Origin of the sequence: Niveibacterium umoris (genome assembly GCF_014197015.1) — a bacterium.
Lineage (GTDB): Bacteria > Pseudomonadota > Gammaproteobacteria > Burkholderiales > Rhodocyclaceae > Niveibacterium > Niveibacterium umoris.
On sequence record NZ_JACIET010000001.1, the window covers coordinates 1,385,239 to 1,402,546 of the forward strand.

Sequence of the window (17,308 nt, forward strand, 5' to 3'; positions counted from 1 at the left end):
TCAGCCCTCCGCCTGTTCCGGCAGTTTCCCCGTACTAGCGAGTGCATGCAACGCCACTAGGTTTTCGCGCCCGGCGTTGAGAAAGTCCACAAACAGTTCGAAGACCTCGCGACCATATTCGATCGCAGCGGCTTCATCCTTCATGAGTGCGAAGCAATCGTTGGCGAATCGCCCCATATGTTGCATCGATCCCCGGACGAGAGGGAACACCTGGCTTTCCTGGTGTTTCGTCTCAAAAAGGTAGGCATGCATGTCAGCCAAGCGGACAAACAAATCCGCCTTTCTTCGTAACGGCCGGGCGAAGAGCATCCGAAGGTCAGCGATGACCGCGTCCAGCTGCGCCACCAAGTTGGCGATGTTTGCGGGCATGTCATCCAGCACGCCGCGCATAAACGCCCGATTGACCGCCGCGATCGCCTGCTGGCGCGACTCCAGAGTGGCTTCTACCCTGATATCGTCCGGACGTATCCTCTCGGTCCAGGCGATACGCGCGCCATCGTTCGGGTTATAGACAACCGCATCGGGATGAGCGGCAATCGAAACCTGCAAGATGTCCCGGGAGTATGTCAGTTGGTCGGTAGAAAGTACGGTGTCACAAAAATTGCCGGGCACCGGTTTGCCGCTGTGGTGAAGCCTGTGTGTACCAGCAACAACGCCGGCCAGGTAACCCTCCTTCGCCTCACCGTTGTAGTAGATCGAGTTTTTAGAGTGATGGGCGCCGTCCGGATGAAAACCAAGGTCGACACCGAAGAGAAACACCTTCCTGAAACCCATCTTCAGGGCAAAATCCAGACCGCCATTCGTGCAAGTGGGATTGGTACGAATTCGAGGTAAGCGCCGATCGAAATCAAGCATGTTCGATCCAAAGTCGATGTCCTTGAGGAACATCGCCGGTTGCGGTGACAGATCGAAGACGCCGGGATACATGATCGCCGAGGTCAGCAGCGGAGTACGCGCAAGCACGGCGCGTGTGCGCGGCGTGTCCAGGATTCGGTACGTCGCCGCGGTGCGCTCGATCTCTACGTGGAAGTCAGGATCAATACCGGCATTTGCGAGCGCAGATATCGCGGTGCCACACGAAAAGACCACCACCCGCTCGCGACAATTGCGGAGCACCGGTAACAGCACATCTAGCGAAGGCCCTGCTCCGACCACCACCGCAACCGCATCCGCGGGAACCGAAGCTCCGCCAACGTACACAGGGCGCCGCGCAAGAGCGTTCTCAACCGCGTGCCGCAGCCCGAGAACTTCATCGTCGAAGAAGCCCCAGCCACGAAAGAGCTTGCCCATATCGGCGCTGATCCGCTCCCAAAGGTCACGTACGCGGTCCGAGTCGTAATCGTGAAAAAACAACGCGGCGCCTTGCACCATGTATGGCGCGGCGTGTTTTTGGATTGTTGCGAGCACGCTCGCTGCTAGCAACTCGTTGTCATCATGCAACGCAATCGAGAAGCTGCGGCCGTGACGTTCGAAACGTTGATGCAACGCGATGAAGTCGACGAAATACAGCGACATGTTCAACCGTTCAACGTCGGTGTCCACGATGAACAGGTGAAATATCTCGTACTCATCTACGAGTCGCTCGAGATGCCAGCCGAAACCACTCCCGAAAACGATGACTAGCGGCTGTACGTGATCGCCGAATACCGGACGCCGGTGACGGTGTTCAGGCGTCGGACAGCGCTCCTTGAAGCGTCGGACAATCTCCCCTCGGAAGACGTGCTCGACGGGCCTGAAGAAATCGGGGTTGCTGGCGTAATCGGTGATCTCCGCCGGTTTCTCCAGGTAGCCGGCCTCCACCCACACACGCGTCCCATCGGTGGCGCGTTCGAACTCATGCAACAACACGCGCCCCAGATCAGTGAAGTCCCGAACGCTGCCTGCGTGTTGGCCACTAAAGATCGTCATGCTCCCATCGGCATGGATTTCAAAAGGTGCCCGCAGCTTAGAGGCCATCAAGGTATCGAAGACCGAAGGAAACCTCTCCCGCAGGAAATACAGATTTGCCTGGTAGGTTGCAAACAGCTTCCGGATATAGGCCTCCTGCAGAGGCGTCCAATCAGGGTGCGCGGCGCTTTCCGATTCGTTCATGTTGTTGGCATCACTCCAGATACGCCACGGAATCTGACAGGAACGACACCGTAGCCAGGTCGGATTGTGAGCCAGAACGAGGCATTTGTAATGCTGGATTACGCAGGCAAAGGCCCGGCTTTCCTTGACTTGCTGAGTATCGCCGCCCCTCAGGTCTGTCTGCCCCTAAACCTTGACTGTCGTCGGCCGTAATAGCACTTAATGCGGCGCACAAAGCTTGGTAAGCCGAAGAAATTCCTAAAGTTTTCCAAGCAGACGCCGCTAACAGACACAAGCGCAACGACGCTTGAATCAACCGGCAAAGCCGGTTGCCAAATACATACGGAAACGGAACGACAAGGAGTTTCATCATGGCACTGACGATCAATACGAACGTCTATTCGTTGAACGCTCAACGTAACCTGACGACGACCCAAACCCAGTTGGCCAACCCGCTGCAGCGCCTTTCATCTGGCCTGCGCATCAACAGTTCAGCGGACGACGCAGCCGGCCTCGCAATTTCCGAGCGCATCAATTCGACGATTCGCGGCCAAACGGTCGCGGTGCGTAACGCAAATGACGCGATCTCGATGGTGCAGGTGGCCGACGGTACAGCAGCGAAGATCAGCGACAACCTCCAGCGGATGCGCGAACTGGCCGTGCAAGCAGCCAACGGGACCTACACATCAAGTGACCGCTCGAACATCTCAGTTGAATTCACCGCGCTGCAAAAGGAAATCACCCGGATTGCGCAGAACACCAAGTTCAACAATCTGGCTCTGACGAACTCCTCTGCCCAGACCTTCAGCTTCCAGGTTGGCGCGGCGACCAGTTCGGACAACCAGATTTCGGTCACAACCAAGAATCTGATGGCCAGTAGTGGCCTGTCAGTCGGATCAACCAACATTAACGTGGGTGGCGCAGTGAAGGCCTCGCTCGGTGCAGCGCAAGCGCTCAAAGCGATTGCGGCTATCGACAAGGCGATCAACACCGTTACGACCAACCGCGCAGATTTCGGTGCCGCAATCAACCGCACTCAGGCGGTTATCAGCAACCTGTCGATCGCAATCGAAAACCAGTCTGCAGCACGTGGCCGGATCGTCGACGCTGACTTCGCGGCAGAAACCGCGAACCTGACCCGCCTGCAGATCCTGCAACAGGCTGGCACCGCGATCCTTGCGCAGGCGAATGCGGTTCCGCAGCAGGCACTGAGCCTGCTCCGCTAACCCTGAAATTGAATCTCACCGGCTTGGGCGATCCTGACTGGATCGCCCAAACCGGTCAGGGTAGGAGAAGGCAACATGACGACAATTCCATCGATAGGGTCTTCGCCTCCAGGGGCGCTCCCGCCGTCGTCGGGTTCGCCATTACGGAACACCGCAGAAGCAAGACCCACCGCCCAGGCAAACCCTGCTGGCGGCGTTGTGCCATCGGAGTCCGTCAAGGCTGCGAACGCTGAGAGTGCCGCACAGGCAGCGTCTCAGACACAGGCCGAACAGAAGCAACCTGATCGGCAAGCCGTCGAGCGGGCACTTCAGGAGGTCAAGAAGGCCGTCGACCCGATGGCACGCAATTTGCAATTCTCGATTGACGAAGACACTGGCCGCACGGTGGTTCGCGTCGTCGATACCGCAACCAAGGAAGTGATCCGCCAGATCCCGAGCGAAGAAGTCCTGGCGATCGCTAAGGCGCTCGACAACATGGACGGTGAGAAGAAGGCAAGTGGCGTGTTTCTGAAACAGAAGGCCTGAGGCGCCGAGCCAACGGCTCGGCACTCTGGACAAGGTGAGCAGCATGGCGTCATTCAGTAGTCTGGGAATCGGATCAGGGCTAGACCTCAACACCCTGCTGACAGGGTTGGTGAACGTCGAAAAGCGCCCGATCACGATCCTGCAGAATCAGCAGAGCGACCTGAAATCGCAATTGTCGGCGATGGGGCAGATCAAAAGCGCCGTTTCGTCACTGCAATCTGCCTCCGATGCGCTGAAGACGTCGGCAAGCTTTGCCGCCTACACGGCAACAAGTACCGACAGCTCGGTCGTTTCTGCCAGCGCCACCACCGGCGCAGTCGCCGGTTCCTACAAGGTTGAGGTCACCCAGCTGAGCCAGGCTCAAAAGGTCATGGCTGCGTTCGCTTCCGGCACCACCTTCAGCGGGACGCTCAAGCTTGAACTCGGAAAGGCGGACGCGGCCACAGCGACCGGCTTTACCGCCAACAACTCGGTCGACATCGATTTGACCGGCAAAACGCTTGCCGGCGCCCGCGACGCGATTAATGCGGCTGGTCTGGGCGTAACAGCGACGATCATCAATGACGGATCCGGTACCGGAACACCTTATCGGTTAGTGGTGACGTCACAAAACGGCGGAACCGGAAACCAGATTCGCATGACGGGCGTAGCCGGTCTCAACTACTCCGCCTATGCCGGCACCGGCGGGCCCGGATCGAAGGATGCCAACGTCGCGCAATCTGTTGCCGCGCAGGACGCGCAATTCAGCATCGATGGCGTGACCATGTCACGTTCTGGCAATTCTGTGACAGACGCGATCGATGGCGTGACGCTCAATCTCGCCAAACAGACCACCGGTACGCCGGTGACGGTCACCATCGCAAAGGATCCAAACTCGGTCTCGACGAAGATCAATACCTTCGTCAAGGCATACAACGACCTCAACAAGCTGCTGCACGACGTTACTGCGTACAACGCGACCACCAAGACTGCGGGGGATCTGAGCGGCGATTACTCGGTCAGGTCGATCCAGCAGCAAGTACGTACGGCAGCGATCAATACCGTGTCGGGATCTGCGGGTGGCTATTCCCGTCTCGGTGACATCGGCGTTTCGTTGCAGGCAGATGGTTCGCTCTCTGTCGACAGCACCAAGTTAACGGCTGCTATTTCAGATCCGGCCAAGGACATATCGAAACTTTTCACCGGCGCAAGCGGTGTGGACGGCGTCGCCACTCGGGTTTCCCAGACCGCCAAGGCGTTGCTCGATATAAGCGGATTGGTCGCAACGCGCACCGACGGCATCAACAAAAGCATCCGCTCGCTCGATGACCGGATCAGCGCGCTCCAGGATCGAGTGTCCGCGATCGAAGACCGCTATCGCAAGCAGTTTACGGCGCTCGATACAACGATCGGCCAGATGAACGTGACGAGCCAATACCTCACACAACAGCTTGCTCGCCTCAAGTAGCGGGTAGGCAACACGACGGAACGAAACGAGGATGTATCCCACCATGCAATCACCCGCCAATGCATACAGCCGCGTCGGTCTTGAATCGAACGTGGCCGCCTCGAGTCCGCACCTGCTGATCGTCATGTTGTTCGACGGCGCGATTCTCAACGTGAACAGCGCCGCAGTGTCGATTACGCACGGCGACGTGGCCGGCAAGGGGCAGGCACTCTCGAAGGCGATCGAGATCATCAGCAGCGGACTCAAGGCGAGCCTGGACATGAACGCAGGCGGCGAGCTCGCGCAGCGTCTTGCAGCGCTTTACGACTACATGGTGTCGCGGCTGCTCTATGCAAATCTGCACAACAGCGAGCCGGCACTCAAGGAAGTCGCCACCCTGCTGATGGAACTCAAGGGCGCCTGGGAAGCGATCCGCGACCATGCGGACGCGGCTTGATGGAGGCCGACGTGACGACGCTTGCACTCTACGAAAAGATGAGCGGACTCTCGGCACAGATGGCCGAGGCCGCACGCGCCAACGACTGGGATCAGGTCACCGCACTCGAAGGCGAAATCACCCGCCTGCGCAAGGATCTGCAGGTGCAAGATCCGGTCGAGCGCCCCGCTGCAGCACTGTCTGACGCCGAACGTCGCCGCAAGGCTGAATTGATCAAACGCATCCTTGCGGACGATCGCGAAGTGCGCCGTCACACCGAGCCTTGGCTCGATAGCGTGAAGATGATGCTCGGCGGCACTTCGCGCGGACGCGCCGTGCGCGCTGCGTACAGCGCTGTCGCCGATTAGGGCGCACCGTAGTGGACGCAGGCGCCAGGTTATTGCTGCATGATCCCCAATGACCTTGCCACGCGCCTGAGAGCCTTACTTGATCTGCCCTTGCCGCAGGTCGGCAGCGTCACGCCGACCCGTGCCGTATCCCCTGAGCTATCGCCGGGCCAGCGCTTTACCGCGCAGATTTCACAGCCTTTGCCCGACGGAACCTTCAAAGCCCTGGTCGCCGGGCGAACGCTGACACTATCGCTCCCACAATCGGTCAAAAACGGTGACGTGCTTGAACTGGTCGTTACCCACACGACCCCGCAGGCGGTGTTTGCGCGGGTGCTGGAAAACACGGCGCAAGAGACACCCAAACCGACGCTCTCTGTCAGTGCGCGCCTGATCAGCCAACTCCTTACCGGTCGTGAAAGCGCAGCGGCGCCCGCCGCGTTGAACGAAGGTTCGCCGCTGCTGCCCGGCCCACCGCAAAACGGTGCCCAGCTTGCACCACTGCTGCAGCGAGCGGTCGCACAAAGCGGCATGTTCTATGAAGCGCATCAGGCGCAATGGGTGGAGGGAAAGCTTCCGATTTCGCAACTGCTCGCCGAGCCTCAGGCGAAGCTCCTCAACTCGGGCGCCCCGCCATCGCAAGCTACTAGCCTTGTAATGCCACAGGCTGAGGAACGACTCGCATCAAGAAATCTCGCCACAATTGCCCTGACCGACGCAGTGGATCAGCTCGCGCCTTCGCAAGACCCACGAAGCGACACGGCGACTGCGACGACGGCGGTGCCGGCCGCACCTTCGCAATTGCTGCGCGGAGACACGACAACCGCTTCGACAACCGAACAGGCCACACCTTCGCAATTGCAGCGTGGCGACGCTGCAACCGCTAAGACGCCCGAACAGCCCACAACGGTTGCGAATGCCAACACGGCTCAGAGCAATGAAAAGGGCCTCGTCTCGCAATTGGTCCCACGCGAACTTGCCCCTCTCGTGCTAAACCAACTCGATTCACTCGCGACGCAACAACTCACGTGGCAGGGCCAGATCTGGCCTGGCCAGACAATGCAGTGGACGATTGATCAGCCCCCCGACGACGCCCATGGTCGCGGCGCGCCAGGCGAAGAGACCGAGTGGCGCAGCACGCTGCGTGTAACCTTGCCCTCACTCGGCGGTGTCGAAGCATGCCTGTTCCTGACCCCAGCCGGCGTGGCGATCCGCTTTGCCGCGCAGGACGCGTCTTCAGTTGCGCGGCTGAATGACGCCCTGCCCGCACTCGGCGATGCGCTGGACGCGGTTGGCGTACCGCTGACCGGCGCGGCAGTTGCCCATGAAGCGCCCCACTGACTCCCCCTCGCGCGCGCAAGCGATTGCACTCGCTTACGGGACTGGCGACACCGCGCCGAAGGTGGTCGCCAAGGGCCGTGGCTTTGTCGCGCAAGAAATCATCGAGCGTGCGCGCGAAGCAGGCGTGTTCGTGCACGAGTCACCCGAACTCGTGTCGCTTCTGATGGATGTCGATCTCGACGCGCAAATCCCGCCCAGGCTCTACGTCGCCGTCGCCGAACTGCTGGCCTGGCTTTACCGCGTCGAGCAAGGTGGCAACCCAGCGTCCAAGCCCTGATTACACGCAGGCTGCGTGCTATATTCGAGCATCGAAATCCGCTCCCGGAACCTGTCTCGTGTCGAACTCCGCCAACGTGCGTTTCGAACTGCTCGAAGCCGACCACGAATACAGTCAGTACCTTGTTCGAGATCCCCGCGAGGTGCGCTTCGTCCTCAAGCAACTGGCCGCCAAGCACGCGCTGATTTCCGCCTATCCCGATGATTCGCCGCATTTCGGTCTGGTGTCGGTGCTCGAAGCCGACAAAGACGGGCAACAGTTCGTCATGGACGTCGCCGCCGATGCGAGCATCAACCAGGCGCTCGAAAGTGCCGGGCGGATCATCTGCATCACCCAGCTCGACCGCGTAAAGGTCCAGTTCCAGCTCGAAGGCGTCACGCGGGTGCTGCACAAGAACACGCCCGCTTTTGCCGCTGATTACCCTGAAAGCCTGCTGCGCCTGCAACGGCGCGAGTATTTCCGCTTGGTCGCACCGGTTGCCCATGCGATCACCTGCTTCATTCCGATTCCGGGTGCAGGCGGCGGAGAGCGCATCCACGAGGCACGCGTGCTCGACATTTCCGGCGGTGGTCTTGCCGTGGTGGCGCCACCCAACGGCACGATGCTGCATCCGGACATGGAAATACCGAACTGTCGCCTTGAAATTCCGGACAGCCCGCCGATCCAGATCACGTTGAAGGTTCGGAACATCTTCCGGGTCACCATGCGTAACGGCATTGAAGTGCTGCGGGCGGGTTGCCAGTTTGTCGGCCTGCCGACCTCCACCGCCAACATCATTCACCGCTACATCCTCAAGGTCGAACGGGATCGCGCCTCGCGCGCGGTCCAGTAACGCCCGATGGCCGACATCGCCGAGTCCGAACGCAGCGCGCATCACTTCGCCTGGCTCTCGATCGCTACGGCAATCGCCACGATCGGTTTGAAGACCGGCGCCTGGTGGGTGACCGGATCGGTCGGCCTGCTCTCGGACGCAATGGAGTCGGTGGTGAACCTTGCCGGCGCGAGCTTCGCGCTGTGGATGCTGCTGATCGCCAGCACGCCGCCAGACGATCGCCACCCTTGGGGGCATAGCAAGGCAGAGTATTTTTCAAGCGGCTTTGAAGGTACGTTGATCTTCATCGCAGCGATCGCAATCGCCGCCACCGCAATCCCGCGCCTGCTGCATCCCGAACCGCTGGTCAGTCTCGACATCGGGCTGGCGCTGTCGGTCCTCAGCACCCTGCTCAACTTCATCACCGCGCAAATCCTTGCGCGCGCCGGCCAACGCCTGAATTCGGTCGCGCTGGATGCAGACGCCCGCCACCTGATGACCGACGTGTGGACCACCGGCGGCGTACTGGTCGGCATCGTGCTGGTTCCGGTGACCGGATGGCTATGGCTGGATCCGGCGATTGCGCTGGTGGTGGCGGCGCATATTCTGAAGGAAGGATTCCGGCTGATGCGCGGCGCGGTCGGCGGGCTGATGGACGAAGCGATGGAGCCCGAGGAGCAGGCCAAAGTCGTTGCCGCGCTCGACCGCTTTGGAGGCCATGGCGTGTGCTGGCGGAACCTGCGGACCCGCAGCGCAGGGCGTAATCGCTTCGTGCAGCTGGACCTGCTCGTGCCGCCCGACTGGACGGTTGAACGCGCGCACCAGATGGCCGACGACTTCGAGGACGCCGTGCGCGCCGAGATCCCCGGCGCCCATGTCACAACGCACGTCGAACCCTTGAAATTGCTCTGAACCCCGGCGCTGGCCTTACTTCTTGACGGGAATCTCGAACTCGACCCTTTGGCGCCCGCAGGTGTTCCTTACCGATACCGCCTTGCCCGGCAAAAGGTAGGGTCGGAACTCGCCCGCCGACTGCGGTAGCGCGAAATGCAGCACCGCACGCTTGCCCGCCAGTGACTGGGCCGTCAGGTAGCTGATCAGCGCGTGTTCGAAGGAGTGGTATCCACTCTTCCATTGGTGAATCCGCAGGCTGTTAGGTGGCGGATTTCCCTCCGCATCCACCCACCCGTAGATCTCGCCGCCTCCCGGCGCAGTCATCTTTTCGAGCCAGAACCGCCAGCTCGACTTCAGACGCTCCGCGCGTTGCGGCTGCTCCATTGCCAGAAAGCTGTTCATCTGATCGAGTTCGGCGAAGATCCACCAACTCTTCGACAGATCAAGACCTGATTCACGCCAGCCCGAGGCCCAGGCACCGCTCTTTTCATCCCAGGCGCGATCAAGGATGGCCGCGCCACCGTCCCGCCCGAAGCGCTCCAGTTCGACATCGCCCAGTTCCCGGCCCGCCAGCATCAGCATCCAGTAGGCCTTGATCGTATGGCCGAAGTCGTTGTGCCGCGCGCCTGCGCGGCGACTCTCCGGGCCGCGTTCGAGCGTACCGAAGAAGGTGCCGCTCGCCGGATCGTGGAACTGCCGGACCAGCGTGTCGGCAACCCTGCGAATGTCGGCATGCCAGGCGGCGCGCGCAGCCGGCGGCAGGTAGGGCACCACCAGCAGCATGTAGGCGTTGAGTTGATCGAGCTGTGCCACCAACTCCTGCTTCGCCGTCTCTGTCGCCGGGCCGTCCTTGGGCACCCAGCGCAGCATCTTCCAGTCTTCGTCCCAGTAACGCGCGAACACGAAGTGCTGGTGCGTGATCAGCGCCTTCTCGAGCGCCGGATCGCGGGTCAGGTAGTACAGCATCGCGATGCCGACCACCGCGTAGGACTGATCCTGTGCGGTTCTTGCCGAAGGTTCCGGCATACCTCGCCCCTGCTCGAACCAAGTCGGCGCACCGCCTTCGCTGTCGAGCAGTGCAAGGGTGCGGCGCGCACCGGCCCTGGCGAGATCCAGCCAGCGGGTATCGCCCGTCAGGTTGAACGCCACGCCATAAGCGTAGGTTTGCCGTGCCTGCATGCGGACAAAGTCGCGCCCGATTTCCTGCCGTATCCATGCCGGCGGCGATTGCAACTCCGCGCACGGGGCATCGGGCACATAGGCTGAGCCATCGTTGCAACGGAAAGTCGGGAAATTCCCGATCGGGTGCCCGAGCGCCGCCCGTCCGGACCAGAACGGCAGCAAGTCGCGTTCGACATGGCGCAGCCAGATGTCGCCACCTGCCAGGTCGGCGGCCATGCAGGCGCCCGTTAGCGCCAACACGCATACACCCATCAAAGCCCGCAGGCATCCTTTCAGCCGCTCAGTCATGTCGTGCCCCTCCGGATTGGACTGTCGCGAAGCCTAACGTCTTTCGCATCTCTTGGAGAATTCGCCAATGCATCCATTCGGAGCAGATTTGGCGCCGATCAAGTGCACAACCGGCGCAATTTCGCCACCGGACACAAGCGCCCCGACGCGGTAAAATTCACGGCATGTACTCACTTGCACGCCCCTTTTTCTTCCTTCTCGACCCCGAAGCCGCGCACGACCTCACCATTTGGGGCATGCATCACTTCGGGGGTTTCATCCCCACGGTTTGCGGCGCACGCGGCAAGCCGGTCGAAGTGATGGGACTGAGCTTCCCGAACCGGATCGGACTGGCTGCCGGCCTCGACAAGAACGGCGAAGCGATCGACGCGTTTGCGAACTTCGGCTTCGGGCATATCGAAATCGGCACCGTCACGCCGCGTCCGCAGCCGGGCAACCCGAAGCCAAGGCTGTTTCGCCTGCCGCGCGCCGAGGCGATCATCAATCGCATGGGCTTCAACAACGCGGGTGTCGACAATCTGGTCGCGAATGTTCGCGCAGCCAAGTTCAAGGGCATTCTCGGCATCAACATCGGCAAGAACTTCGACACGCCGATCGAACGCGCAGCAGACGATTACCTTGCCTGCCTCGACAAGGTCTATCCGCACGCAAGCTACGTCACCGTCAACATCTCTTCGCCGAACACCAAAAACCTGCGCCAGTTGCAGGGCGCGTCGGAACTCGACGCGCTGCTTGCGGCCTTGAAGGCCCGGCAGGCCATGCTGGCCGATGAACACGGTCGCTATGTACCGCTGGCTTTGAAGATCGCGCCCGACGTCGAAGACGAGCAGCTTGGCGAGATGGCCGACGCGTTGCGCCGCCACCGCATCGATGGCGTCATCGCAACGAACACCACATTGGCGCGCGATACCGTTGCGTCGCTGCCGCACGCGCAGGAGACCGGCGGCCTTTCAGGTGCGCCGCTGCGCCAGCGCTCGACCGAAGTCGTTGCCAAGCTGGCAAGACTGCTCGCAGGCGAATTGCCGATCATCGCGGTGGGGGGTGTGAGTTCGGGCGAGCATGCCCTCGAGAAACTGCAAGCGGGCGCCGAACTGGTCCAGATCTATACCGGGCTGATTTACCGTGGCCCCAGCGTCATATCAGAGGCAATCCGGGCGACAGACAACTTCGAACGAGGCTGAATGTCGGCAGCGCGCGGGTATTGACGTGACGCAAAGCGCCACGCCTTTCCCCGCGCGGCTTGAGCATCGCCCCACGAAACGGCGATAATCCGCGGGTTTCGCTCCCGCCTTTGTCCTGAAAGCCCATGGCGCACTACATCTTCCTGCTGCTTGGCGCGGTTCTGGTGAACAACGTCGTCCTCGTCCGGATCCTCGGCATGTGCCCGTTCATGGGCGTATCGAAGAAACTCGATACCGCCATCGGCATGGGGCTGGCGACCACCTTCGTGCTGACGCTCGGCTGCGGCACCAGCTACCTGATCGACCACTACCTGCTCGCACCGCTCGACGTGGTGTATCTGCGGACGCTTTCTTTCATCGTCGTCATCGCGGCGATCGTGCAGTTCACTGAACTCGTTGTACAGAAAACGAGCCCTGACCTCTACCAGGTGCTGGGCATCTACCTTCCGCTGATCACAACGAACTGCGCGGTGCTCGGCATTCCGCTACTGTCGGTGGCACTCAAGCACAATTTTCTTGAGGCGCTGCTCTTCGGGTTCGGCAGTTCGGCGGGGTTCTCGCTGGCGCTCATCCTGTTCGCCGCGATCCGCGAGCGTATCGATGGCGCGGACGTTCCGCTGCATTTCCGGGGCACCCCGATCGCGCTGGTGACCGCCGGTCTGATGAGCCTCGCGTTCATGGGCTTCTCCAGTCTCGACCGTTTCAAGTGAGCGCTGACTTCCGATGCTGAGTGCGATTCTGGTGATGGCCGGACTGGCCATCGTGATTGGCGCGGCACTGGGCTACGCGGCCGTGCACTTTCGCGTCGAAGGCGACCCGCTCGTCGAGAAGATCGACGCAATCCTGCCGCAGACGCAATGCGGCCAGTGCGGATTCCCTGGCTGCAAACCTTATGCAACGGCCATCGCTGGCGGCGAGGCCGACATCAACCAGTGCCCGCCAGGTGGCGAAGAAGGCATCCGCAAGCTCGCCGACCTGCTTGGGCGCGAGTTCAAGCCCTTGAACGCCGAGAACGGTGCCGAGAAACCCAAGTCGGTCGCACTGATCGACGAGAACACCTGCATCGGCTGCACGCTGTGCATCCAGGCCTGCCCGGTCGATGCAATTGTCGGCGCCGCCAAGCAGATGCATACCGTCGTCGATCGACTTTGTACCGGTTGCGAACTGTGCATCGCACCGTGCCCGGTCGACTGCATCACGATGGAAGTGGTGGCAGAGACCGTCGACACCTGGAAGTGGCACTACCCCGTGTTCCCGATCAAGACGGCCGCCTGATGCTCCGTAAGCTCTTCAAATTCAATGGTGGCGTGAAACCGGCGACCAACAAGGCCGACTCGACCCGCGACCCGATCAAGCCCGTGCCGATGCCACCGCAACTGGTGGTGCCGCTTCATCAGCATGTCGGCGGTACGCCACATCCGCTCGTCGCCGCGGGTGAACAAGTGCTCAAAGGGCAGCGCATCGGTGCGGCCGATGGCAACGTATCCAGCGCCGTGCATGCGCCGACATCCGGCCGCGTGCTCGCAATCGAACACCGGGTGATGGCCCACACCTCGGGTCTGACGACGCTCAGCGTCGTCATCGAACCCGACGGCGAAGACCGCTGGATCGACGCACAACCGCTGCCGTGGCGATCGATGGGGGCTGACGAACTGCGCGACGAGATGCGTGACGCGGGTGTCGTCGGGCTGGGTGGCGCGGTCTTCCCGAGTCACCTCAAACTCAAGCCGGGCAAAAGCGGCACCGACACGCTGGTGATCAACGGTGCGGAGTGCGAGCCCTTCATTACCTGCGACGACCTGCTGATGCGCGAACGCGCAAAGCAGATCGTGCGCGGTGCCGAGATCATGCAGCACATGCTGCAGGCCCGGCGGGTGCTGATCGGCATCGAGGACAACAAGCCCGAGGCAGTTGCCGCGATGAACCAGGCGATTGCGGCGCGCGGTGCGAGCACGATGGAAGCGGTGGCGATTCCGACCCGCTATCCGGCCGGTGGTGCCAAGCAACTGATTCGTGTGCTCACCGGCATCGAAGTGCCACACGGGCATCGCTCAACCGACTACGGCGTGCAGTGTTTCAACACGGGCACTGCCTATGCGATTGCCGATGTCGTCGATCGCGGGCGCCCCCTGATCTCGCGTATCGTGACCGTCGCCGGCAACGTGGAACGCCCGGGCAACTACGAAGTCCTGTTCGGCACGCCAATGGACCACGTAGCCGCACTCGCCGGCGTCAAGGCCGACACCGATCGCTTCATCATGGGCGGCCCGATGATGGGGTTCCGCATGCCGGCCTACGATGTGCCGGTAGTGAAGGCGACCAATTGCATTCTGGTCGGCAGTGAAGCGCTGTTCCCCGCGCCGGCACCCGAAATGGCCTGCATCCGCTGCGGCGAGTGCGCGCGCGCCTGCCCGGCCGACCTGCAACCCTTCGAGCTCTACTGGCATTCGCGCGCCAAGAATTTCGGCAAGGCGCAGGAATACCACCTGTTCGACTGCATCGAATGTGGCTGCTGCGCCTACGTGTGCCCTTCCCACATCCCGCTGGTCGACTACTACCGTTTTTCCAAGAGCGAGATCTGGGCGCGCGAGCGCCAGAAAGACGCCGCCGACCTCGCGCGAGAGCGTTTTGAGTTGCGCAATGAGCGTATCGAACGCGAGAAGCGCGAAAAAGCGGAAAAGCTTGCTGCCAAGACCGCGGCTGGCCGTGCTGCCGCCACCGCGGACAACGCCCCCGCGCCCTCCGCGGAACCAGCAGCCGCAAGCAGCGACGATTCGAAGAAGGCGTTGATCGCCGCGGCGATGGCGCGCGCCAAGGCGCAGCGTGAATCCGCTGCCGCTCAACCCACGCTGGCGCCGAACAACAACATCGCGCCGGCGACGCCGACTGCAACGTCCGCAGAAGAGGCACCTTCCGCCTCTTCCACCGAAAAACCGCTCTGACCGCAGGCCACGATGTCACTTAATTCCCCCTACCTGCGCAAACCCACCAGCGTGACCCGCGTGATGGGCGAGGTGCTGCTGGCCCTGCTGCCCGGCATCGCCGCCTATGTCTGGTTCTTCGGCATTGGCATCCTGGTACAGCTGGCACTCGCAACCGTCGCGGCACTCCTGGCCGAAGCGGCCTTCCTGATGCTCCGCGGGCGGCCGGTTACGCGGTCGTTGTCCGATCTGTCGGCCGTCGTGACTGCATGGCTGATCGCCCTGGCCTTCCCGTCCATTGGCCCGTGGTGGCTTGTCACCGCCGGTACGATCTTCGCGATCATCGTCGCAAAACATCTATACGGCGGCCTTGGCCAGAACCCGTTCAATCCGGCGATGGTGGCCTACGCAATCATGATCGTCGCCTTCCCGGCCTTGATGTCGCAGTGGCCCGGCGCGGGCCGACTCGACGCTGCAACGCAGCTCGATCTCATCCTCGGCGGCGCACGCAAGATCGACGCGATCACCTCTGCAACGCCGCTCGATGCGCTGCGCACCGGCCTGCGCACGGAAGGCAACACCGTCGCTGCACTGCTGCAGGGCGAGGGTTTCGGACTCTTCGCAGGACACGGCTGGGAGTGGGTGGCGGTCGGTTTCCTTGCCGGCGGCGCCTACCTGCTCGCACGGCGCATCATTACCTGGCACATTCCGGTCGCCTTCCTCGGCGTGCTGGGGCTGCTATCAGCCGGCGGCGCGTGGGCGTCACCGCTGAATTTCCCAGGTCCGGTGTTCTCGCTCTTCTCGGGCGCGGCGATGCTCGGCGCCTTCTTCATCCTCACCGACCCGGTTTCGGGTGCCACAACGCCGCGGGGCAAGCTGATCTATGCCGCCGGTGCCGCGCTGATCACCTGGATCATCCGCCAGTTCGGCGCATTCCCAGATGGCGTGGCCTTCGCGACCCTGCTGATGAATCTTTGCGTACCGCTGATCGATATGAAGACCCAACCGCCGGTGTTCGGCCACAAGACGAAGGACTGAGCGCGCGATGAGCGAACATTCAGCCGGCGGCCTTTCCGTCCGCAGCGCACTCGCGATGGTGGTATTTACCGTGGTCTTCACCGCGGTCATGGCAGCGGTCTACCTGCTGACGCTGGCGCCGATTGCCCGAAGCGCCAAGGCGGAAAAACTGCTCTTGATCGATCAGATCCTGCCGCGCGAGCTGTACGACAACGCCTTGCTCGATGACGTGCTCGCGCTGCCCGCCACGCCGGAGCTTGGTCTCGAACAAGGCGGCAAAGTGTGGCGTGCGCGTCGTGGCGGACAACCCGCGGCAATCGTGATCGAAGCGGTCGCACCGGATGGCTACTCGGGCAACATTTCTCTGATCGTTGCGGTGAGCGCCGACGGTCATCTGCTCGGCACCCGCGTCACCGAGCACCGGGAAACACCCGGCCTCGGCGACTATATCGATCCGAAGAAGGACAAGAACAAGGCGCATCCCTGGATCGCGCAGTTTGAAGGCAAGTCCGCCGATCTGCCGCCAACGGCATGGTCGGTGAAGAAAGACGGCGGTGTATTCGACTATTCCACCGGCGCGACGATCAGCCCGCGCGCAGTCACCCACGCCGTCGGCCGCGTCGTGGCCTACGTCAGCGCCCACCGCGATACGCTGTTCCGGTAAGGAGGCCCTGCATGAACATCCAGCACCTTCGTCAGATTGCCCATGCCGGCCTGTGGAAGAACAACACCGGCCTGGTGCAATTGCTGGGCATGTGCCCGATCCTGGCGGTATCGACCAACCTCATCAATGGCGTGAGCCTCGGTATTGCGACCGCGATCGTGATGGCGCTGTCCGGTGCGGTCGTCGCGGCGCTGCGCAACGTCATCCCCTATGAAATCCGTATCCCGGTCTTCATCCTGATCATCGCGGCCCTCGTGACGGTGATCGATCTGGCGATGAACGCCTATGTCCACAGCCTTTATCTCGTTCTGGGCATCTTCGTTCCGCTGATCGTGACCAACTGCATCGTGCTGGCACGCGTCGAAGCCTTCGCAGCCAAGAACGGCGTCATCTCCTCGGCGGTGGACGGTTTCGCGATGGGTGGCGGTCTGGTGTGGCTGCTCGGGCTTCTGGGCGGCATCCGCGAAGTGATCGGCACGGGCATGCTTTTCAACGGCATCGAAATGATCATCCCGTCTGCGCAGCCGCTGCGTGTTTTGCCGGAGCACTATCCCGGTTTCCTGGTCGCGATCCTGCCGCCGGGGGCCTTCATCACCCTCGCGTGTCTGATCGCCGGCAAGAGCTGGCTCGACAAGCGCGCTGCCGCACGTGCAGCAGCTGCGCCGCAAACGGCGAGCCCGGTCAGCGCCTGAGCCCTGAGCG

The 17,308-nt window shown here is 61.9% G+C and carries 18 protein-coding genes; 16 read left to right on the forward strand and 2 right to left on the reverse strand.

The genetic code is table 11. From position 1 onward, the window contains the following. Positions 1–2,091, reverse strand: coding sequence for a motility associated factor glycosyltransferase family protein (locus GGR36_RS06155; RefSeq protein ID WP_183633125.1), 2,091 nt, complete (start codon positions 2,089–2,091; stop codon positions 1–3). A 350-nt stretch (positions 2,092–2,441) separates the two neighbouring features. Here GGR36_RS06155 and GGR36_RS06160 point away from each other — a divergent pair, with 350 nt between their 5' ends. The 9 genes from GGR36_RS06160 (at position 2,442) to GGR36_RS06200 (ending at position 9,371) form a co-directional block, all read left to right on the forward strand. Beyond that, positions 2,442–3,296 carry a flagellin N-terminal helical domain-containing protein gene (locus GGR36_RS06160; RefSeq protein ID WP_183633127.1) on the forward strand — a complete coding sequence of 285 codons (855 nt, stop codon included), beginning with the start codon at positions 2,442–2,444 and terminating at the stop codon, positions 3,294–3,296. Positions 3,297–3,371: 75 nt separating this feature from the next. Then, a complete protein-coding gene (locus GGR36_RS06165) occupies positions 3,372–3,821 on the forward strand; it encodes a flagellar protein FlaG (RefSeq protein ID WP_183633129.1) in 450 nt (149 codons plus the stop codon). A gap of 43 nt (positions 3,822–3,864) precedes the next feature. Next, entirely contained in the window at positions 3,865–5,268 is a 1,404-nt protein-coding gene (fliD, locus tag GGR36_RS06170; RefSeq protein WP_183633131.1) for a flagellar filament capping protein FliD, read from the forward strand. 43 nt (positions 5,269–5,311) lie between these two features. Then, complete coding sequence (gene fliS / locus GGR36_RS06175; protein ID WP_338086631.1) at positions 5,312–5,704, forward strand: flagellar export chaperone FliS; 393 nt, start codon at positions 5,312–5,314, stop codon at positions 5,702–5,704. A gap of 11 nt (positions 5,705–5,715) precedes the next feature. Further along, positions 5,716–6,051, forward strand: a complete 336-nt coding sequence (locus tag GGR36_RS06180) for a flagellar protein FliT (protein ID WP_338086632.1) — start codon at positions 5,716–5,718, stop codon at positions 6,049–6,051. 39 nt (positions 6,052–6,090) lie between these two features. Then, positions 6,091–7,371, forward strand: coding sequence for a flagellar hook-length control protein FliK (gene fliK / locus GGR36_RS06185; RefSeq protein ID WP_183633135.1), 1,281 nt, complete (start codon positions 6,091–6,093; stop codon positions 7,369–7,371). Further along, positions 7,355–7,648, forward strand: coding sequence for an EscU/YscU/HrcU family type III secretion system export apparatus switch protein (locus GGR36_RS06190; RefSeq protein ID WP_183633137.1), 294 nt, complete (start codon positions 7,355–7,357; stop codon positions 7,646–7,648). The genes fliK and GGR36_RS06190 overlap by 17 nt, the downstream gene beginning before the upstream one ends. A 58-nt stretch (positions 7,649–7,706) precedes the next feature. Beyond that, the gene (locus GGR36_RS06195; RefSeq protein WP_183633139.1) at positions 7,707–8,480 is read left to right on the forward strand and encodes a flagellar regulator YcgR PilZN domain-containing protein; all 774 of its coding nucleotides are present in this window, start codon (positions 7,707–7,709) and stop codon (positions 8,478–8,480) included. A gap of 6 nt (positions 8,481–8,486) precedes the next feature. Beyond that, on the forward strand, positions 8,487–9,371 hold the full coding sequence (locus tag GGR36_RS06200; protein WP_183633141.1) for a cation diffusion facilitator family transporter: 885 nt from the start codon (positions 8,487–8,489) through the stop codon (positions 9,369–9,371). 15 nt (positions 9,372–9,386) lie between these two features. Here the strand turns inward: GGR36_RS06200 and GGR36_RS06205 are convergent, their stop codons facing one another. After that, a complete protein-coding gene (locus tag GGR36_RS06205) occupies positions 9,387–10,751 on the reverse strand; it encodes an AGE family epimerase/isomerase (protein ID WP_183633143.1) in 1,365 nt (454 codons plus the stop codon). A 236-nt stretch (positions 10,752–10,987) separates the two neighbouring features. Here GGR36_RS06205 and GGR36_RS06210 point away from each other — a divergent pair, with 236 nt between their 5' ends. From GGR36_RS06210 to rsxE, 7 genes are all read left to right on the forward strand, one after another. Beyond that, on the forward strand, positions 10,988–12,004 hold the full coding sequence (locus GGR36_RS06210; protein WP_183633145.1) for a quinone-dependent dihydroorotate dehydrogenase: 1,017 nt from the start codon (positions 10,988–10,990) through the stop codon (positions 12,002–12,004). A 125-nt stretch (positions 12,005–12,129) separates the two neighbouring features. After that, entirely contained in the window at positions 12,130–12,714 is a 585-nt protein-coding gene (gene rsxA / locus GGR36_RS06215; RefSeq protein WP_183633147.1) for an electron transport complex subunit RsxA, read from the forward strand. Between the two features lie 13 nt (positions 12,715–12,727). Continuing rightward, positions 12,728–13,279 (forward strand): electron transport complex subunit RsxB, encoded by a 552-nt coding sequence (gene rsxB / locus GGR36_RS06220; RefSeq protein WP_183633149.1) that lies wholly within the window; start codon positions 12,728–12,730, stop codon positions 13,277–13,279. Then, positions 13,279–14,946, forward strand: a complete 1,668-nt coding sequence (gene rsxC / locus GGR36_RS06225; RefSeq protein WP_183633151.1) for an electron transport complex subunit RsxC — start codon at positions 13,279–13,281, stop codon at positions 14,944–14,946. Before rsxB ends, rsxC begins: the two co-directional genes overlap by 1 nt. Positions 14,947–14,958: 12 nt before the next feature. Next, a complete protein-coding gene (locus GGR36_RS06230; RefSeq protein ID WP_183633153.1) occupies positions 14,959–15,963 on the forward strand; it encodes an RnfABCDGE type electron transport complex subunit D in 1,005 nt (334 codons plus the stop codon). Between the two features lie 7 nt (positions 15,964–15,970). After that, on the forward strand, positions 15,971–16,606 hold the full coding sequence (gene rsxG / locus GGR36_RS06235; RefSeq protein WP_183633155.1) for an electron transport complex subunit RsxG: 636 nt from the start codon (positions 15,971–15,973) through the stop codon (positions 16,604–16,606). An 11-nt stretch (positions 16,607–16,617) separates the two neighbouring features. Next, a complete protein-coding gene (gene rsxE, locus GGR36_RS06240; RefSeq protein WP_183633157.1) occupies positions 16,618–17,298 on the forward strand; it encodes an electron transport complex subunit RsxE in 681 nt (226 codons plus the stop codon). Positions 17,299–17,308 lie beyond the last annotated feature (10 nt).